We start from the raw sequence: 15608 nt of genomic DNA on the forward strand, positions 1-15608 counted from the left end.
AGATTAAGTAATTACCTTTATTTTCAACCGCGTGGCGCAGCGGCGCGGGTTATTTCGGTCAGGCCCTGGACCAGCAGCAGTTCCGCATTCTGGCTGTTGGCAAGCAGGGCGCGGTGCAGTTCGACCAGCTTTTCCACCAGCCGGGCGAGCCGCTTGCCGCGCCATTTGCGGAGCTGCACGCCCAGTTCGCGCTCGTCCTTCCAGAACACCCGCCGCGCGGCCACTTCGCTTTTCAGCAGGGCCTGGACATCGCCGCGCGGGCCTAGTTTCCCGGCCAGCTGCGCCAGTTGCGCCGCGCGCCGTTCAAAGGCCAGCAGCACGCCGACCGGGTTCAGGCCCAGTTCGCGAAAGCGGTGCAGTTCTGGCCCAAGCTTGGCCGTCTCCCCGGACAGGACCACGCTGACCAGCGAGGCGAAGCCATCGTCTTCGGTCCGTGCGCCGATGGCTTCCAGGGCTTCGGCATCGGCATTCTTCGGACTTTCCGGACTGGCATCGAGGTAGAGCGCGAGCTTGGTCACTTCCGACTGCGCCAGCCGCGTATCCAGCGCCGCCGCCCGCGCGATCCGCTCGGCCAGGTCGCCGCCCAGGCGCAGCCCAGCGGGCCCCGCCATCTGCCGCACGCTATCGGTTACGCTGCGCAGGTCCGGCGGATAGAACATGGCAACCAGGCCATCGGGCCGATTGGCGAGCAGCTTGGCCGTGCGGGATTTGTCGGTGGCACTGGTCGCCACGATCAGGACCGGACAGCCTTCCACTTCGCCGCCAAGCAGGGTCTGGACCGCATCGTGGACTTCATCGCCAGAGGCGCGCACCCAGATGTGGCGGCTTTCCCCGAACAGCGAGGTGGAGCGGGCCTCGTCCCCTAGCTTCACCGGATCGCGCCGCAGTTCTGCGCCGCTCAGTTCGATCCGCTCGCCCGGATCGGGCAGCAGGGCGGCGATGGTGTGGGCGGCATCGTTGGCACCCGCTTCGTCGGGACCGCAGAAGAAGAACACGCGCGCTTCCTGCGCCGCGCGCGGGGCGAGGGCCTTGAAATCCTTCTGCGTGGCTTTCACTGGCCGCCGCTGCGCAGCTTGAGCGCAAGCCGCGTCACGATCCGGTCCGCCACTTGCCGCGTCAGGTTTTCCAGCGCCGTGTTTTCGGCGGCAATCGTGGCATATTCGGAACTGACGACGTCGATCCCCGCATCCGACCCAGCCGTGGCGTCGAGCACGATTTCTCCGCTGGAAAGGTCCACCAGTTGGTAGCGGGCGCGCAGGGTGCGGCGTTCGCGCGCGACCGTGTCATCCGACAGCAGGCCAAGCCCTTCCAGCTTGTCGTCCAGCCGCACGTCGAGCCGGTACTGCGCGCCGCCGCCCGTTGTGCCTGCGCCCAGCCGGTCAACCAGCGCATTGCGCATCAACCAGCCGGACTTGCCCTCGATCGGCGAGACTTCGATCCCCGATAGCCCCTGCGCCACGTTTCCGGCCGCGCCGCCGGAATACATCGGCTTCAGTCCGCAGGCGGACAGCAGCAGGGCAAAGGCAAGAGCGACGAGCCGCATCACGCCACCAGGTTCACCAGACGGTCGGGCACCACGATCACCTTCTTCACAGCCTTGCCATCCAGCGCACGCTGGACCTTCTCGCTGGCCAGTGCAAGCGCCTCAAGCTCTTCCTTCGGCGTGCCCTTGGCGACGGTCACCGTGTCGCGCAGCTTGCCGAGGACCTGGATCGCGATGGTCACTTCGTCTTCCACCAGTAGGGCGGGATCGACCGGCGGCCACGGCGCATCGGCGACCAGACCCTCGCCGCCAATGGCGGTCCAGGCTTCTTCCGCGAGGTGCGGCATCATTGGCGAGACGAGCAGCAGGAGCACGCGGATCGCGGCGGAGCGGCTGGCCGAGGGGGCGGCCTTGTCGATCGCGCTGGCCAGTTCATAGATCCGCGCCACGGCCTTGTTGAAGGACAGGGCGGCAATGTCGTCGCTAACGGCGGCGACGGTCTGGTCGCGCTTGCGGTCCAGCGCCTTGTCCTCGCCAGTGGCGGCGGCGTCGTATTGCCCGAACAGGCGCCACAGGCGCTGGACGAAGCGGGCGCAGCCTTCGATCCCCGCCTCGGACCAGGGCAGGTCGCGTTCCGGCGGGCTGTCCGAGAGCATGAACCAGCGCACCGCATCGGCGCCGTACTGGGCAATGATGTCATCCGGATCGACGACGTTCTTCTTGCTCTTGGACATCTTGATGACGCGGCCGATCTCGACCGGCTGGCCATCTGCCTTGAGTGTGGCCGCTTCGCCGCCGCGGTCCACTTCGGCCGGGCTGAAATAGACCGGCTGGCCATTGGCCGGATCGATCCGCGAATAGGTCTCGTGCGTCACCATCCCTTGCGTGAACAGGCTGGCGAAGGGTTCCTTCACGTCGATCAGACCGATGTGGTTCAGCGCGCGGGTCCAGAACCGGGCATAGAGCAAGTGCAGGATCGCGTGCTCGATCCCGCCGATATATTGCTCGACCGGCAGCCATTGCTTGATCACTTCGGGATCGAACGGGCGGTCGGACGGCTGGCTGGCAAAGCGCAGGAAGTACCACGACGAGTCAACGAACGTGTCGAGCGTATCGGTCTCGCGTTCGGCCGGTTGGCCGCACTTCGGGCAGTCGACATGGCGCCAGGTCGGGTGGCGCAGCAGCGGGTTGCCGGGGTTCTTGAAGTCCACGTCCTCGGGCAGGGTGACCGGCAGTTGATCCTTGGGCACCGGCACCACGCCGCAGCTTGCGCAGTGGATGAACGGGATCGGCGTGCCCCAGTAACGCTGGCGGCTGACGCCCCAGTCACGCAGGCGGTACTGCGTTTCGCCGTGGCCCCAGCCGTCGTGCGTGGCCTTGGCAATGACGTCGGCCTTGGCCTGTTCGACCGTCATGCCGTCAAGCCATTCCGAATTCACGATCCGGCCCGGCCCGGTATAGGCGACGTTGCCGCGGAACACCGGGTCGGTATCGTCCCCTTCCGCGACGACGCGGGTGACCGGCAGGTCGTACTTGCGCGCAAAGTCCAGGTCGCGCTGGTCATGCGCCGGACAGCCGAAGACCGCGCCGGTGCCATAGTCCATCAGCACGAAGTTCGCGACATAGACCGGCAGGTGCCACGACTTCTTTAGCGGATGCTCCACCGAATAGCCGGTGTTGAAGCCCTTCTTCTCCGCCGTTTCCAGTTCCGCCGCCGTGGTCCCGCCCTGCTTGCACTCTTCGATGAAGGCGGCGAGTTCCGGCACGGTTTCCGCGATCTTGCGGGCAAAGGGATGGTCGGCGGCAATGGCGACGAAGCTTGCGCCGAACATCGTGTCGGGCCGCGTGGTATAGACCTCGATCCCCTCGGTGCTGCCGGGGAAGCGGAAGGTGCACTTCAGGCCCTGGCTCTTGCCGATCCAGTTTTCCTGCATCAACCGGACCTTTTCCGGCCAGTTCTTGAGCTCGCCCAGGCCCGACAGCAGATCGTCGGCGAACTGGGTGATCTTGAGGAACCACTGGTTCAGCTTGCGCTTTTCCACCAGCGCGCCCGAGCGCCAGCCGCGCCCGTCGATCACCTGTTCGTTGGCCAGCACGGTCATGTCGACCGGGTCCCAGTTGACCGCCGATTCCTTGCGATAGACCAGGCCCGCGGCATAGAGGTCGAGGAACAGGGCCTGTTCCTGCCCGTAATAGTCCGGCTCGCAAGTGGCCAGTTCGCGGCTCCAGTCCAGCGCAAAGCCCAGGCGTTTCAGCTGCGCCTTCATGTTGGCGATGTTGTCGCGCGTCCAGCCGCCGGGGTGGACGCCCTTTTCCATCGCCGCGTTTTCCGCCGGCATCCCGAAGGCGTCCCAGCCCATCGGGTGGAGCACTTCAAAGCCCTGCATCCGCTTGGTCCGGGCCAGCACGTCACCCATGGTGTAGTTGCGGACGTGGCCGATGTGGATGCGGCCCGAAGGATAGGGGAACATCTCCAGGACATAGCTGCGCGGCTTGGGCGAGCTATCGTCAGCCTTGAAGGTCTGGGCCTGGTCCCACGCGGCTTGCCAGCGCGGATCGGCGCTGGCTGGATCGAAACGGTCGGTAGTCATGCCTGCCGCTCTAGCGCCTCAGCATTCCGGCGCAAGCCGGGATCGCTGAAGCGGAGCGGGTTTGAGGCGCGGGCGGCGCGCCCCGGGGGATCAGTTTCCGGCGGAAGCCTGGCGGCGCAGGTCGCGCGCGCGGGTCAGGATCACGTCTTCCAGCTTTTGCACCGTGGCGGCCGCGACCGGGGCTTCGACCCAGTTGCCGGCCTGGTTGACCTGACGGCTGGCGGCGACGCGCAGGGCATCGGCGCGCAGGTCCTGATCCAGGATCGCCACCGAAACCTTCATCCGCTCGTTCGGATTGTTCGGGTTGGCGTACCAGTCGGTCACGATCACGCCGCCGTTGCTGTCCGTCTGGAGCAGGGGCATGAACGACAGGGCTTCGAGGCTGGCGCGCCAGAGGTAGGAGTTGACGCCGATGGTCGTCACCTTGCTGGCGGCGAGATCGCCCTTCGGACGGTCCTTCCCTCCGCAGGCGGCGAGCGAAAGTGCGGCCAGGGCCAGGAACCCGGCGCGGGCAGCGGTGCCCAGGATGCTCGCTTTGGGGGAAGTGCTGGCAGTCATTCGGTCCATCCGGTTCTGGTTTGCGTTTCGCCAGCGCGGCTTGCTGGTGCGCTGCCTCTATAGCTTAGGCGGGCGGCGCGGCAAGTGCGCTGTGCGGCGCTATAACCGGCTGACGGCTTGAACCACGGCTGAACGGGCGGCGCGGACCGGCCCGTTAAGCTGGAATTCAGAGCTTCGGGGCCATTTCCCCTCTTGGACTGGCGCGCGTTTTGCGCGACAATCAGGCTATGGGAGCAGACCCGACCATGAAGGCCAGAGCGGCACAGACCAGGCGCAAGGGCGGCAATGCTGCCGGTGCCGGGCTGCTGCTCGTCGCCGTCGGGTTGCTGGCCCTGCCATCTGCGGTCCTGGCCTTTTCCAGCCGGTTCGATTCGCTCCAGATCGGCTCTCCGATCGTCGACGGCGGGTTCCAGCCAGCCGTGGTCGATCCGCGACTGGCCCGCTCCATCACGGTCCGCGCCTTGTCCAAGGACCGGACCTTCCGCTTTACCCCCGCCGCAACGCCCAGCCGCCCGGACGGCGCGGTGACCGTGGCGATCCGCGTCGATGGCCGCTCGCTCGCCATGCGTTCGCGCGGGGCGGCAGCCCAGGCGCAGAGCGGGGGGCTGGGCATTGCGCCGAGCGCCTACAGCCTGGGCGCGGCGCGCGGCTATCGCAGCTTTGCCCACAGCGCGGCGCCCAGTCCGGCGCCGCAGTTCCGCTCGGTCGAGATGCCGGACCTCGCCTCGTTCCAGCCGCGCGAACCTTCGGCTGGAAAGCCGTCGCGTTTCACGCCGCGCGTCGAATTTGACGAACGCGAAAAGACCGGACGCAGCCCGCGCACCTTTGAACAGAGCGATCAGACCGTCGGCGTTGGCGGGGCCTACCGCGTCACCCGCAACCTGGACGTGACCGCCGGGGTGCGCGTGACTTCGGATCGTGACCGCCTGCTGCCGCTGACCGACGGCAAGCAGGACAACCAGGCCGTCTACGTCGGGACGCAGTACCGCTTCTAGTTTCCCGCGCGAAATAGCTATGCAGCCCGCTTGCCGGGAAACTGCCCGCAGCATAAGCATGCCCTAGCGGAATCATTCGCATGGGAAGGGAAGCATATGGCGCGCGTGGCAATCGTAACTGGCGGAACCCGTGGCATTGGCGAGGCGATCTGCCAGCGCCTGCAAAAGCAGGGCCACATTGTCATCGCCAACTATGCCGGGAACGAGGAAAAGGCCCGCGCCTTCACCCAGCGCAATGGCATCCCCGCGATCCGCTGGGACGTGGGCGACCACGAAGCCTGCATCCACAACTGCAACGACATTGCCGCCGAATATGGCCCGATCGACATTGTCATCAACAATGCCGGGGTCACCCGCGACGGCGTGCTCCACAAGATGACCTTTGACGACTGGAACGAGGTCATGCGCATCAACCTGGGCGGCTGCTTCAACATGGCCAAGGCGACCTTCCCCGGAATGCGGGAACGCGGCTGGGGCCGGATCGTCAACATCGGCTCGATCAACGGCCAGGCCGGGCAATATGGCCAAGTCAACTATGCCGCGGCCAAGTCCGGCATCCACGGCTTTACCAAGGCCCTGGCGCAAGAGGGTGCGAAGTTCGGCGTGACCGTCAACGCGATTGCCCCTGGCTATATCGACACCGACATGGTCGCCGCCGTGCCTGCGCCGGTGCTGGAAAAGATCGTCGCCAAGATCCCGGTCGGCCGCCTGGGCCACGCCGAGGAAATCGCGCGCGGCGTTGCCTTCCTGACCAGCGACAATGCCGGCTTCGTCACCGGTTCGACCATGAGCATCAACGGCGGCCAGCACATGTACTGACCTGTTGGAAGAAGTTGACACAGTTGACACCCTGTCCACTTATTCCAACGCCAGTTTTGTGCCGGAATTCAGCCATTTCCGGCAGTCCGCGCGTGCTTGTTCGTGTCCGGGAAAGGAAAATTCCGGCGCGCTTCAACCAACGATTTCAAAGACGCGCCCTTATCGCAGGATTGGGCGAGGTAGGAAAATTGCTGGTGCCACTTCGCTTCGTCACCCCGGCGTAGGCCGGGGCCCAGACCAACCCATAAGGTCGAGCCGCTCTGCGGCGGATCTTGTCCGGACTGGGCCCCGGCCTGCGCCGGGGTGACGGGACGGGTTTCGCGCATGGGCCCTCTAAGGCGAAGATTTCGCGCAGAGAGCGCAGGGGACGCAGAGAAAGAGAAATTGCACCTCTGCGCTCTCTGCGCTCTCTGCGCTCTCTGCGCGAAACTTGCCAGTATGCGGTCGGCGCGAAGGTATGGAGTGTGGCACCCCGCTCAGGCTGAGCCTGTCGAAGCCGGGTTGGCCAAGACACCCTTCGACAAGCTCAGGGTGAGCGGGATTGGAGTTACCACCACCCATCCCCGTTCAGGCTGAGCCTGTCGAAGCCGGGAATAGTTCGCGCAAAGGCGCAAAGGGCGCAAAGGGTTCTCTGTCCTCGGAGGCACGCGTGGTTCACAGGTTGCGTTTGACCGATGCCGTGGAATGGAAGGCTGCATAACCGCAAACCCAACTCCTTCGCGCCTTTCCTTCTTCTTTGCGCCTTTGCGTGAATCCTTCCAGGATTGCCACCACACGCAGCGGCGAAGGAGAAAGCCTGTCCAGCCACCCTGGATTGCTTCGTCACTGCGCTCCGCGCAATGAGGAGGGGCGCACTGATCCGTTCGTGGTGTGGAGGCACCGAAATCGCAGATTGAGGAGCCGTCTCGAACCACAGCGCCAAACGCCGTCCTTCGAGACGGCGCTTCAGCCTGCGGCTTCACCGCCTCCTCAGGACGAACGGACTGAAGGGTTTCGCGCAGAGAGCGCAGGGGACGCAGAGAGTTGTACCTCTGCGCTCTTTGCGTTCTCTGCGCGAAACTTTCCATTGTGCCGTCGGCGCGAATGAATGGAGTGTCGCACCCCGGTCAGGCTGAGCCCGTCGAAGCCGGGTTTGGCCAACACACCCTTCGACAAGCTCAGGGTGAGCGGAGTTGAAGTTCGCACCGACCAGTCCCGCTCAGGCTGAGCCTGTCGAAGCCGGTCGGCAATGCGCAACTGCCGGGTGACGGCGCCCCGCAACTCGCGCTAAGCATCACTCCATGACCACGCCCTATCACCCCCCGCGCAAGCGTTCGGTCGAGATTGCCGGACACAAGACCTCGATCAGTCTCGAACCGCTGTTCTGGGAATTGCTCAAGCAGGCGGCGCAGGCGGAGGCGCTGCCGATCAGCGCGCTGGTGGCGCGGATCGATGCGGAGCGGATCAAGGCGCCGGTGCCGCCAGGCCTGGCGGGAGCCATCCGGCTGTGGCTCGTGGCCTGGCTGGCGGCACGGATCGCGGCTTAGCGCTTGCCCATCGGCGGCGGGTCGCTGGCGGGGAAGCTTTCGTCCACTTCCTCGTCAACCTTGTCCCACTCCGGCGGATCGCTCCGCATGGCGTCGGGGCCGGCGTTGCGGACCGGGGCGAAGCCGTCGGTGCTTTCGCCCGTGGCAAAGGCTACGGAATCGTCGCGCGACTGGTTGTTTTCGTAAAACTTCCAGGCGGCGTAGGCTGCGACGCCAAGCGCCGCCATCTTAAACAGGGCCATGTTCGTTTCTCCTGACCCCCTCCGCCCGGTTTAACGCGCCGGGCGGCTTGCGGTTCAGGCCGCGCAATCGCGCCGGGCTTAATCCCCGCCGATCCGTTCGATCTGCGCGCCGACCAGCGCCAGCTTTTCCTCAAGCCGCTCGTAACCACGGTCGAGGTGATAGAGCCGGTGGACCTGGGTTTCCCCTTCGGCGGCGAGGCCAGCGATGACCAGGCTCATCGAGGCGCGCAGGTCGGTCGCCATGACTTCGGCCCCGGTCAGCTTGCCTACGCCGTGGACTACGGCGGTACGGCCCTTGGTTTCAATATGCGCGCCCATGCGGTTGAGTTCGGGGACGTGCATGTAGCGGTTTTCAAAGATCGTCTCGGTCAGGACCGAGCTGCCTTCCGCCAGACACAGCATCGCCATCAGCTGCGCCTGCATGTCGGTGGCAAAGCCGGGGTAGGGGGCCGTGGCAAGCGTGACGGCCTTCATCTTGCCGTCGGAAGCGACCACGATCCCGCCGTCCTTCGGCTCGACATGGATGCCCGCATCGCGCAGCGCCTGGACGGTGGCGTCCATTTCGTCGATCACCGCATCCTTCAGGAAGACTTCGCCCCCGGTGATCGCGGCGGCGCAGGCATAGCTGCCCGCCTCGATCCGGTCGCTCATCACGCGGTAGGTGGCGCCGTGGAGGCGCGGTACGCCGTGGATCGTCAGGTCGCTGGTGCCGATCCCTTCGATCTGCGCGCCCATGGCGACCAGCAGGCGGCACAGGTCGACGATTTCCGGCTCGCGTGCGGCATTGTGCAGGACCGAGCGGCCATTGGCGAGGACGGCGGCCATCAGCGCGTTCTCCGTCGCACCGACCGAGACGACCGGGAAGGTATAGCGCCCGCCGGGCAGGCCGCCGTCCGGGGCAATCGCCTTGACGTAACCGGCGGCCAGTTCGATCTGCGCACCGAAGGCTTCCAGCGCCTTCAGGTGGAGGTCGATCGGGCGGTTGCCGATGGCGCAGCCGCCGGGCAGCGAGACGGTCGCCTCGCCCATGCGGGCCAGCATCGGGCCGAGCACCAGGATCGAGGCGCGCATCTTGCGCACCAGTTCATAGGGCGCGACCGTGCTGGTGATGCGCGGCGCTTCCAGCGTCATGACGCGGCCGAAATCCTCAGGCCGACTGCCGGCAATCGTGGTCGAAATGCCGAACTGGTTCAGCAGGTGCTGGAACCCGTCGATGTCTGCCAGGCGCGGCAGGTTGCGCAGCGTCAGCGGCTCGTCGGTCAGCAGCGCGCAGGGCAGCAATGTCAGCGCGGAGTTCTTCGCGCCGGAGATCGGAATGGTGCCGGAAAGAGCCTTGCCGCCCTGGATGATGATCTTGTCCATGGGCAATCGATTTAGCGGGATTCCGCCGCGCGGCAACCCGGGCGGGCGGCAAGCGTTGCACTCGGCAGTGGAAACCGCTTTAACACAGGTGCAACAAGAACATGATCAAGAGCAGGAATGTCTGAAATTTCTCCCCGCAAGCCGATCCGCAAGGCGGTGTTCCCGGTGGCCGGCCTGGGCACGCGATTCCTCCCCGCGACCAAGGCCATTCCCAAGGAAATGCTCCCGATCATCGACCGTCCGCTCATCCAATACGCGGTTGACGAAGCGCGCGAGGCGGGGATCGAGCAGCTGATCTTTGTCACGGGCCGGGGCAAGACCGCGATTGTCGAGCATTTCGACATGGCGTTCGAGCTGGAAACCACGATGAAGGACCGGGAAAAGGCGCTCGACGTGCTGGAGCCGACCCGGATCCAGCCGGGCAACCTGGTCGCCGTGCGCCAGCAGGTGCCGCTGGGCCTGGGCCACGCGATCTGGTGCGCGCGCGCCATCGTCGGCGATGAACCCTTCGCGATCTTCCTGCCGGACGAACTGATGATCGGCACGCCCGGCTGCATGAAACAGATGGTCGAGGCTTACGAAAAGGTCGGCGGCAATCTGATTTCGGTGCTGGAAGTGCCGCAGGAGGAAGTGTCCAGCTACGGCGTGATCGCGCCTGGCAAGCGGGACGGCGACCTGACCGAAGTGACCGGGCTGGTCGAAAAGCCCCGGCGCGAGGAAGCGCCCAGCAACCTGATCATCTCGGGCCGCTATATCCTCCAGCCCGAAGTCATGCGCGTGCTGGAAAAGCAGAGCGTCGGCGCGGGCGGGGAAATCCAGCTGACCGACGCCATGGCGCAGATGATCGGGCAGCAGCCGTTCCACGCGGTTACTTTCGGCGGCAAGCGCTATGACTGCGGGAGCAAGGCCGGCTTCGTCGAAGCGACCCTGGCCATCGCCTTGCAGCGCGAGGACATGGCAGACGAAGTCCGCGCGATTGCCCAGCGGCTGCTGGCCGAGGGCTGAGCCGTCCCCGGCATGACCCTGATCCTGTTCAACAAGCCGATGAACGTGCTGTCGCAGTTCACCGACAAGGGCACGGCGGGGTCGGCGCGGGCGACTCTGTCGGACTATATCGACCTGCCCGGAGTCTACCCCGCCGGACGGCTGGACCGGGACAGCGAAGGGCTGCTCCTGCTGACCGGCGATGGCCGCTTGCAGGCGCGCATTGCCGATCCACGCTTCAAATTGCCCAAGACCTATCTGGTGCAGGTGGAAGGCGATGTGACCGAAGCGGCGCTGGAGCAGCTGCGCCGGGGCGTCTCGCTGAACGACGGGATGACCCGTCCCGCCAAGGCGGAGCGGATCGATCCGCCCGCGCTCTGGCCCCGCGATCCGCCGGTGCGGTTCCGCAAGTCGGTGCCGGATTGCTGGCTGCGCCTGACCATCAGCGAAGGCCGCAACCGCCAGGTCCGCCGCATGACCGCCGCCGTGGGTCACCCCACCCTGCGCCTGGTGCGCTGGGGGGTGGGTGACTGGACGCTAGAGGGGCTGGCGCCTGGGGAGTGGCGCGAGGGGGGGTAAAGTAGTCGCTTCGCGGTGGTTTTGGCTAGGACTGGGCCCCGGCCTTCGCCGGGGTGACGAGAGGCCTCACGGCTGCGCCCCGGCCTGCCAAGGTGACGGTTGTTTTTTTCGTCATCCCGGCGAAGGCCGGGACCCAGCCCAGCACAAACTTCAAAACAGCTGATCGTACAAATCCACCCACCCTGGATTCATCTCTTCAATCAAGCGCAGCTTCCACAAGCGCTTCCATTCCTTGATCCGCTTTTCGCGCGTGATCGCGGCTTCGATCTCTTCGTGCCGTTCAAACCAGACCAGCAGCTTGCAACCATAGCGATCAGAAAATCCACCGAAGGTTCCCGCCTTGTGCTGGGCAATCCGGTAAGGCAGGTCGCTGGTTACGCCCGTGTACAAGGTGCCATTGCGCCGGCTGGCCATGATGTAGACAAAGCCGCCGCGCTCCATTTCGCCTCCCGAGGCTGCTTTTCGAGGATACCAGAATTTTAACAATAAGATAGAAGCTCCTCCATCACCCCGGCGCAGGCCGGGGCCCAGCCCGGACCACCAGTCACAAGCCTGCAATATGGCCATGACACCTTTCGAATCATGGACAAAGCAACCACGCAATTCGACTGGATCGGCTGGCTCTCCACGGTCCCCGGAATCCCCGCTGGTTGGGGCGAAGCCCCGGCCGGAACCTCGCCCGCGACCGCGGTGGTGCAGTTTGAACCCTGCGCCGAAGCTGCGGCGCGGGCCATGGATGCCATGCCGGAGCGGAAAGCCGCCTAAGCTGCCTTGAAGCGGATCGGTACGGTCTTCAGCCCGCCGACGAAGGTGCTTTTCGCGCGCTTGGGCTCTCCGGCCAGTTCGACGCTGTCGATCCGGTCGAGCAGGGCTTCGAACAGCAGGCGCATTTCCAGCCGCGCCAGGTGCAGGCCCAGGCACTGGTGCGCGCCGGCGCCAAAGGCGATGTGGCGGTTGTTCTCGCGGGTCGCGTCGAAGCGGCGCGGATCGGGGAACTGCGCGGGATCGTGGTTGGCCGCGACATAGTTGATCATCAGCCAGTCGCCCGCCTTCACCGTGACATCGCCGAACTGGGTATCCTCGGTCGCGGTGCGCATGAAGTGCTGGACCGGGCTGGTCCAGCGGATCGCTTCCTCGACGATTCCCGAAACCAGGCTGCGGTCGGCCTTGACGCGGGCGAATTGTTCCGGGTCCTGTGCCAGGGCGAGCATGGCCCCGGCAGTGCTGGCGCTGGTCGTGTCATGCCCGGCGGCGGCAACGATGATGTAGTAACCGGCGCGGTCGCGCGCGCTGATCGGCTCGCCGTCAATCGTCGCCGTGGCGAGGATCGTCGCCACGTCGCTGGTCGGATTGGCGCGGCGCTGGGCCGCCAGCCCTTCGAAATAGGTTTCGAACTCGGCCACGGCGCCAAACACGATCTGGCTGATCTGTTCGGGCGTGAGGCTGGCCATGCCGGTCTTGTTGAGGTCTTCGTCCTGCCCGCCGAACATCTGCTGGGTCAGGAACAGCATCTTCGGCTCGTCCTCTTCCGGCACGCCCAGGATCTGCATGACGACATGCAACGGATAGGGCGCGGCAACGAGCGGGACGAAGTCCGCCTCTGGCCCCGCCGCCACCAGCCGGTCAGCGGTCTTGGCTGCCAGTTCGCGAATCTGCGCTTCGATCGTGCGCAGGTTCTTCGGCATGAACCAGTCCTGCGTCAGGCGGCGCAGCTTGGGATGCTTGGGCGCGTCGAGCACGACCAGCGAGGAGACGAGGTTCGGGCTTTCCTCACCCTGCCGCGCGGTCACTTCGCGGGCCAGGGCCTCGCCCGCCTTGTTGGTGAACACGGTCGCGCGCGGCGCATTGAGGAAGCGGGCATTGTCCTTCGACACCCGCATCGCATCGTCATAGCGGGTGAGCAGCCAGAACGGATCGTGGTCCCCGGTCGGGCTTTCGATCCGCACCACCGGCGTTTCGGCGCGCAGCCGGTCGAATACATCCAGCGCGGTGTTCCAGTCGGCATAGGACTTGGGATCGATGACGGCAGCAGCATCCTGCGGCGAGGCAACGGGTCCGGTCATGGCAGGCTCTCCCTTGTTTTATGCGCCCTGCGGCCTTTGCGGCCTGTCAAAGCCTTGCGTTCGGTCGGTCAGGCAGCGCTTTGCTGGGCCTTTTCGTAAGCTTCCTTGTACTCATCGCGCAGCAGCCGCTTGTAGAGCTTGCCGGTCAGTTCGCGAGGCAGCTGTTCGCGGAAGTCGATCTGGCGCGGCATCTTCACGCGCGACAGCTGGCCGGACAGGTACTCGGTCAATTCCGCTGCCAGTTCCGGCGTTGCCTCGCCCATGTCCATGGGCTGGACCACGGCCACCACGCGCTCGCCCATGTCGGGATCGGGCGCGCCGATCACGGCGGCATCGGCCACCTTGGGGTGGGTGACGAGCAGGTTCTCGATCTCTTGCGGGTAGATGTTCACCCCGCCCGAAATGATCATGAAGCTCTTGCGGTCGGTCAGGAACAGATAGCCGTCCTCGTCCATGTAGCCCACGTCGCCCAGGCTGGACCAGCCGTGCTTGTTGCGGCTTTCGGCGGTCTTTACCGGGTCGTTGTGGTATTCGAAGCTGGGCAGGTTCGGGTCCGACGGTTCGAAGAACACCTGTCCTTCGGTGCCGCGCGGCACTTCGTCGCCGTTCTCGTCGCAGATGTGCAGGATGCCGGACAGGGCCTTGCCGACCGAGCCCTTCTTCTTCAGCCATTCCTGGCTGGTGATGAAGGTAGAGCCATTGCCTTCGGTCCCGGCGTAATATTCATACAGCACCGGACCCCACCATTCGATCATCGCCTCCTTGACCGGCACCGGAATCGGGGCGGCGGCGTGGATTGCGCATTTGAGGGTGGAAACGTCATACTTCTTGCGCACCTCCTCCGGCAGCTTGAGCATCCGGACGAAATGCGTCGGCACGAACTGGCCGTCGGTGATCCTGTACTTCTCGATCGTGGCCAGCGCGCCTTCGGGGTCGAACTTTTCCATCACCACCACGGTCCCGCCGATCTTGTGCACGGTCATCGACCAGCGCAGCGGCGCGGCGTGATAGAGCGGGGCGGGCGACAGGTAGACCGCGTTCTCGTTGATGCCATAGGCCATCATCGCCAGCTGGACGAGGACATTGGTTGCGTCGATTGCCGGGTCTTCGGGCAGGGGGATCTTGACCCCCTTTGGCCGTCCGGTGGTGCCCGAGGAATAGAGCATGTCCACCCCGGCTCGCTCATCGGCAACCGGAGTGGTCGGCATGGCGGCAATCGCGGCCTCGGCGGACATTTCCCCGGGCGTGTCCATGCGCAGCTGGGCCACCTGCGGCGCCAGCCGGGCCACTTCGTCCAGCGTGCCCGCCAGGTAGGCCGAGCCGAACAGCAGCTTCGCGCCGCTGTCTTCCAGGATATAGGCGATTTCGGGCGGGGTCAGGCGGCTGGAAATGCCGACGTAATGCACCCCGGCGCGCTGGAACCCCCAGGCCAGGCAGAAGAACCACGGATGGTTTTCCATGCACAGGGCAACCGTGTCGCCCACCTTGATTCCACGCGCGCGCAGCAGCTGGGCCACTTGATTCGAGCGGGCATCCAATTCGCCATAAGTGATGGTTTCACCACTGCCGGCCATGATGATTGCCGGCTTGGCCGGATTGGTCTGCTTGTGGATCGAAGGATGCATTGTGAATCACTCTCCTGACGTGACTGTTTGCCACTTGGCGGAGAGTTTAACCGCCCGATTAAACGGTGCAAGGAAGAAGTGCGGTGCCCTGGCCATTCTTGGGCACCCGGCTTCGACAAGCTCAGCCTGAGCGGGGTTTGAAGCCATGGCCCCGCGTCATTGCGAGGAGCGAGGCGACGAAGCAATCCAGGGCGGCTGGGGGGTACGCATTCCGTGCGGCGCGGCGTGTGTTGGTAAGGTCCGAATGGTTCGCGCAGAGAACGCAGAGGACGCAGGGAGGCTGCCACTCCGCGTCCTCTGCGTCCTCTGCGCGAAATCCTTTGATCCGTTCGTCCTGAGGAGGCGGTGAAGCCGCAGGCTGAGGCGCCGTCTCGAAGGACGGCGTTCGGGGCGGTGGTTCGAGACGGCCCCTCAATCTGCGATTTCGGTGCCTCCTCACCACGAACGGATGAGGGTGCCCCTTGTCATTGCGGGGAGCGCAGCAACGAAGCAATCCAGGGCGGCTGGGGATGGTTTTTCCTTCGACGCTGGTTTGCGGCCAAGTCGGAAAGATTCACGCAAAGGCGCAAAGAAGAAGGAGGCGCGAAGGGGTTGTGTTTGCGGCAAGGTGGCGCTCATTCCTTTGTCCGGTCAAACGCATCGGAGCGATGACGTGCCTGCGGCGACAAAAACCTCCGCGCCTCGCTTTCTTCTCCGCGTCTCTGCGTGAACTATTCTTCGGCTTCGACAAGCTCAGCCTGACCGGGGTGAGTGGTGGCAGCGTCGACCAAACGCTCACCCT

The 15608-nt window shown here is 65.2% G+C and carries 15 protein-coding genes; 6 read left to right on the top strand and 9 right to left on the bottom strand.

From position 1 onward, the window contains the following. Positions 1-23: 23 nt before the first annotated feature. From holA to ACQKOE_RS06615, 4 genes are all read right to left on the bottom strand, one after another. Positions 24-1055: a DNA polymerase III subunit delta gene (holA, locus tag ACQKOE_RS06600; RefSeq protein WP_427512074.1), complete on the bottom strand. Its 1032-nt coding sequence runs from the start codon at positions 1053-1055 to the stop codon at positions 24-26. Then, complete coding sequence (lptE, locus tag ACQKOE_RS06605) at positions 1052-1543, bottom strand: LPS assembly lipoprotein LptE (RefSeq protein WP_427512075.1); 492 nt, start codon at positions 1541-1543, stop codon at positions 1052-1054. Before lptE ends, holA begins: the two co-directional genes overlap by 4 nt. Beyond that, positions 1543-4074, bottom strand: coding sequence for a leucine--tRNA ligase (gene leuS, locus ACQKOE_RS06610; RefSeq protein ID WP_374589425.1), 2532 nt, complete (start codon positions 4072-4074; stop codon positions 1543-1545). The genes lptE and leuS overlap by 1 nt, the downstream gene beginning before the upstream one ends. A gap of 90 nt (positions 4075-4164) precedes the next feature. After that, on the bottom strand, positions 4165-4632 hold the full coding sequence (locus ACQKOE_RS06615; protein WP_374589424.1) for a DUF3576 domain-containing protein: 468 nt from the start codon (positions 4630-4632) through the stop codon (positions 4165-4167). A gap of 227 nt (positions 4633-4859) precedes the next feature. Between ACQKOE_RS06615 and ACQKOE_RS06620 the strand changes: the two genes are divergently transcribed. The 3 genes from ACQKOE_RS06620 (at position 4860) to ACQKOE_RS06630 (ending at position 7972) form a co-directional block, all read left to right on the top strand. Then, the gene (locus ACQKOE_RS06620; RefSeq protein WP_427512076.1) at positions 4860-5627 is read left to right on the top strand and encodes a hypothetical protein; all 768 of its coding nucleotides are present in this window, start codon (positions 4860-4862) and stop codon (positions 5625-5627) included. A 96-nt stretch (positions 5628-5723) separates the two neighbouring features. Beyond that, positions 5724-6446 carry an acetoacetyl-CoA reductase gene (phbB, locus tag ACQKOE_RS06625; RefSeq protein ID WP_374589422.1) on the top strand — a complete coding sequence of 241 codons (723 nt, stop codon included), beginning with the start codon at positions 5724-5726 and terminating at the stop codon, positions 6444-6446. Between the two features lie 1280 nt (positions 6447-7726). Continuing rightward, the gene (locus ACQKOE_RS06630) at positions 7727-7972 is read left to right on the top strand and encodes a ribbon-helix-helix domain-containing protein (protein ID WP_374589421.1); all 246 of its coding nucleotides are present in this window, start codon (positions 7727-7729) and stop codon (positions 7970-7972) included. Here ACQKOE_RS06630 and ACQKOE_RS06635 read toward each other — a convergent pair. Together ACQKOE_RS06635 and murA are read right to left on the bottom strand one after the other, a co-directional pair. Continuing rightward, positions 7969-8214 carry a hypothetical protein gene (locus ACQKOE_RS06635; RefSeq protein ID WP_374589420.1) on the bottom strand — a complete coding sequence of 82 codons (246 nt, stop codon included), beginning with the start codon at positions 8212-8214 and terminating at the stop codon, positions 7969-7971. The two genes, ACQKOE_RS06630 and ACQKOE_RS06635, sit on opposite strands and share 4 nt — an antisense overlap. Before the next feature lie 78 nt (positions 8215-8292). Continuing rightward, positions 8293-9576, bottom strand: coding sequence for a UDP-N-acetylglucosamine 1-carboxyvinyltransferase (gene murA / locus ACQKOE_RS06640; RefSeq protein ID WP_427512077.1), 1284 nt, complete (start codon positions 9574-9576; stop codon positions 8293-8295). Positions 9577-9693: 117 nt separating this feature from the next. Here murA and galU point away from each other — a divergent pair, with 117 nt between their 5' ends. Beyond that, positions 9694-10581: a UTP--glucose-1-phosphate uridylyltransferase GalU gene (galU, locus tag ACQKOE_RS06645; protein WP_427512078.1), complete on the top strand. Its 888-nt coding sequence runs from the start codon at positions 9694-9696 to the stop codon at positions 10579-10581. Between the two features lie 12 nt (positions 10582-10593). Next, positions 10594-11139: a pseudouridine synthase gene (locus tag ACQKOE_RS06650; protein WP_427512079.1), complete on the top strand. Its 546-nt coding sequence runs from the start codon at positions 10594-10596 to the stop codon at positions 11137-11139. A gap of 150 nt (positions 11140-11289) precedes the next feature. On the opposite strand, the gene ACQKOE_RS06655 is transcribed toward ACQKOE_RS06650, so the two are convergent. Continuing rightward, complete coding sequence (locus tag ACQKOE_RS06655) at positions 11290-11706, bottom strand: GIY-YIG nuclease family protein (RefSeq protein WP_427512080.1); 417 nt, start codon at positions 11704-11706, stop codon at positions 11290-11292. 15 nt (positions 11707-11721) lie between these two features. Between ACQKOE_RS06655 and ACQKOE_RS06660 the strand changes: the two genes are divergently transcribed. Then, a complete protein-coding gene (locus ACQKOE_RS06660; RefSeq protein ID WP_427512081.1) occupies positions 11722-11904 on the top strand; it encodes a hypothetical protein in 183 nt (60 codons plus the stop codon). On the opposite strand, the gene ACQKOE_RS06665 is transcribed toward ACQKOE_RS06660, so the two are convergent. Together ACQKOE_RS06665 and ACQKOE_RS06670 are read right to left on the bottom strand one after the other, a co-directional pair. Continuing rightward, entirely contained in the window at positions 11901-13202 is a 1302-nt protein-coding gene (locus ACQKOE_RS06665) for a cytochrome P450 (protein ID WP_427512082.1), read from the bottom strand. The two genes, ACQKOE_RS06660 and ACQKOE_RS06665, sit on opposite strands and share 4 nt — an antisense overlap. A gap of 68 nt (positions 13203-13270) precedes the next feature. Then, positions 13271-14827: an acyl-CoA synthetase gene (locus ACQKOE_RS06670; RefSeq protein ID WP_427512083.1), complete on the bottom strand. Its 1557-nt coding sequence runs from the start codon at positions 14825-14827 to the stop codon at positions 13271-13273. Between the last annotated feature and the right edge of the window lie 781 nt (positions 14828-15608).

The sequence above is a fragment of the Novosphingobium sp. NPDC080210 genome (assembly GCF_050281025.1).
GTDB lineage: Bacteria > Pseudomonadota > Alphaproteobacteria > Sphingomonadales > Sphingomonadaceae > Novosphingobium.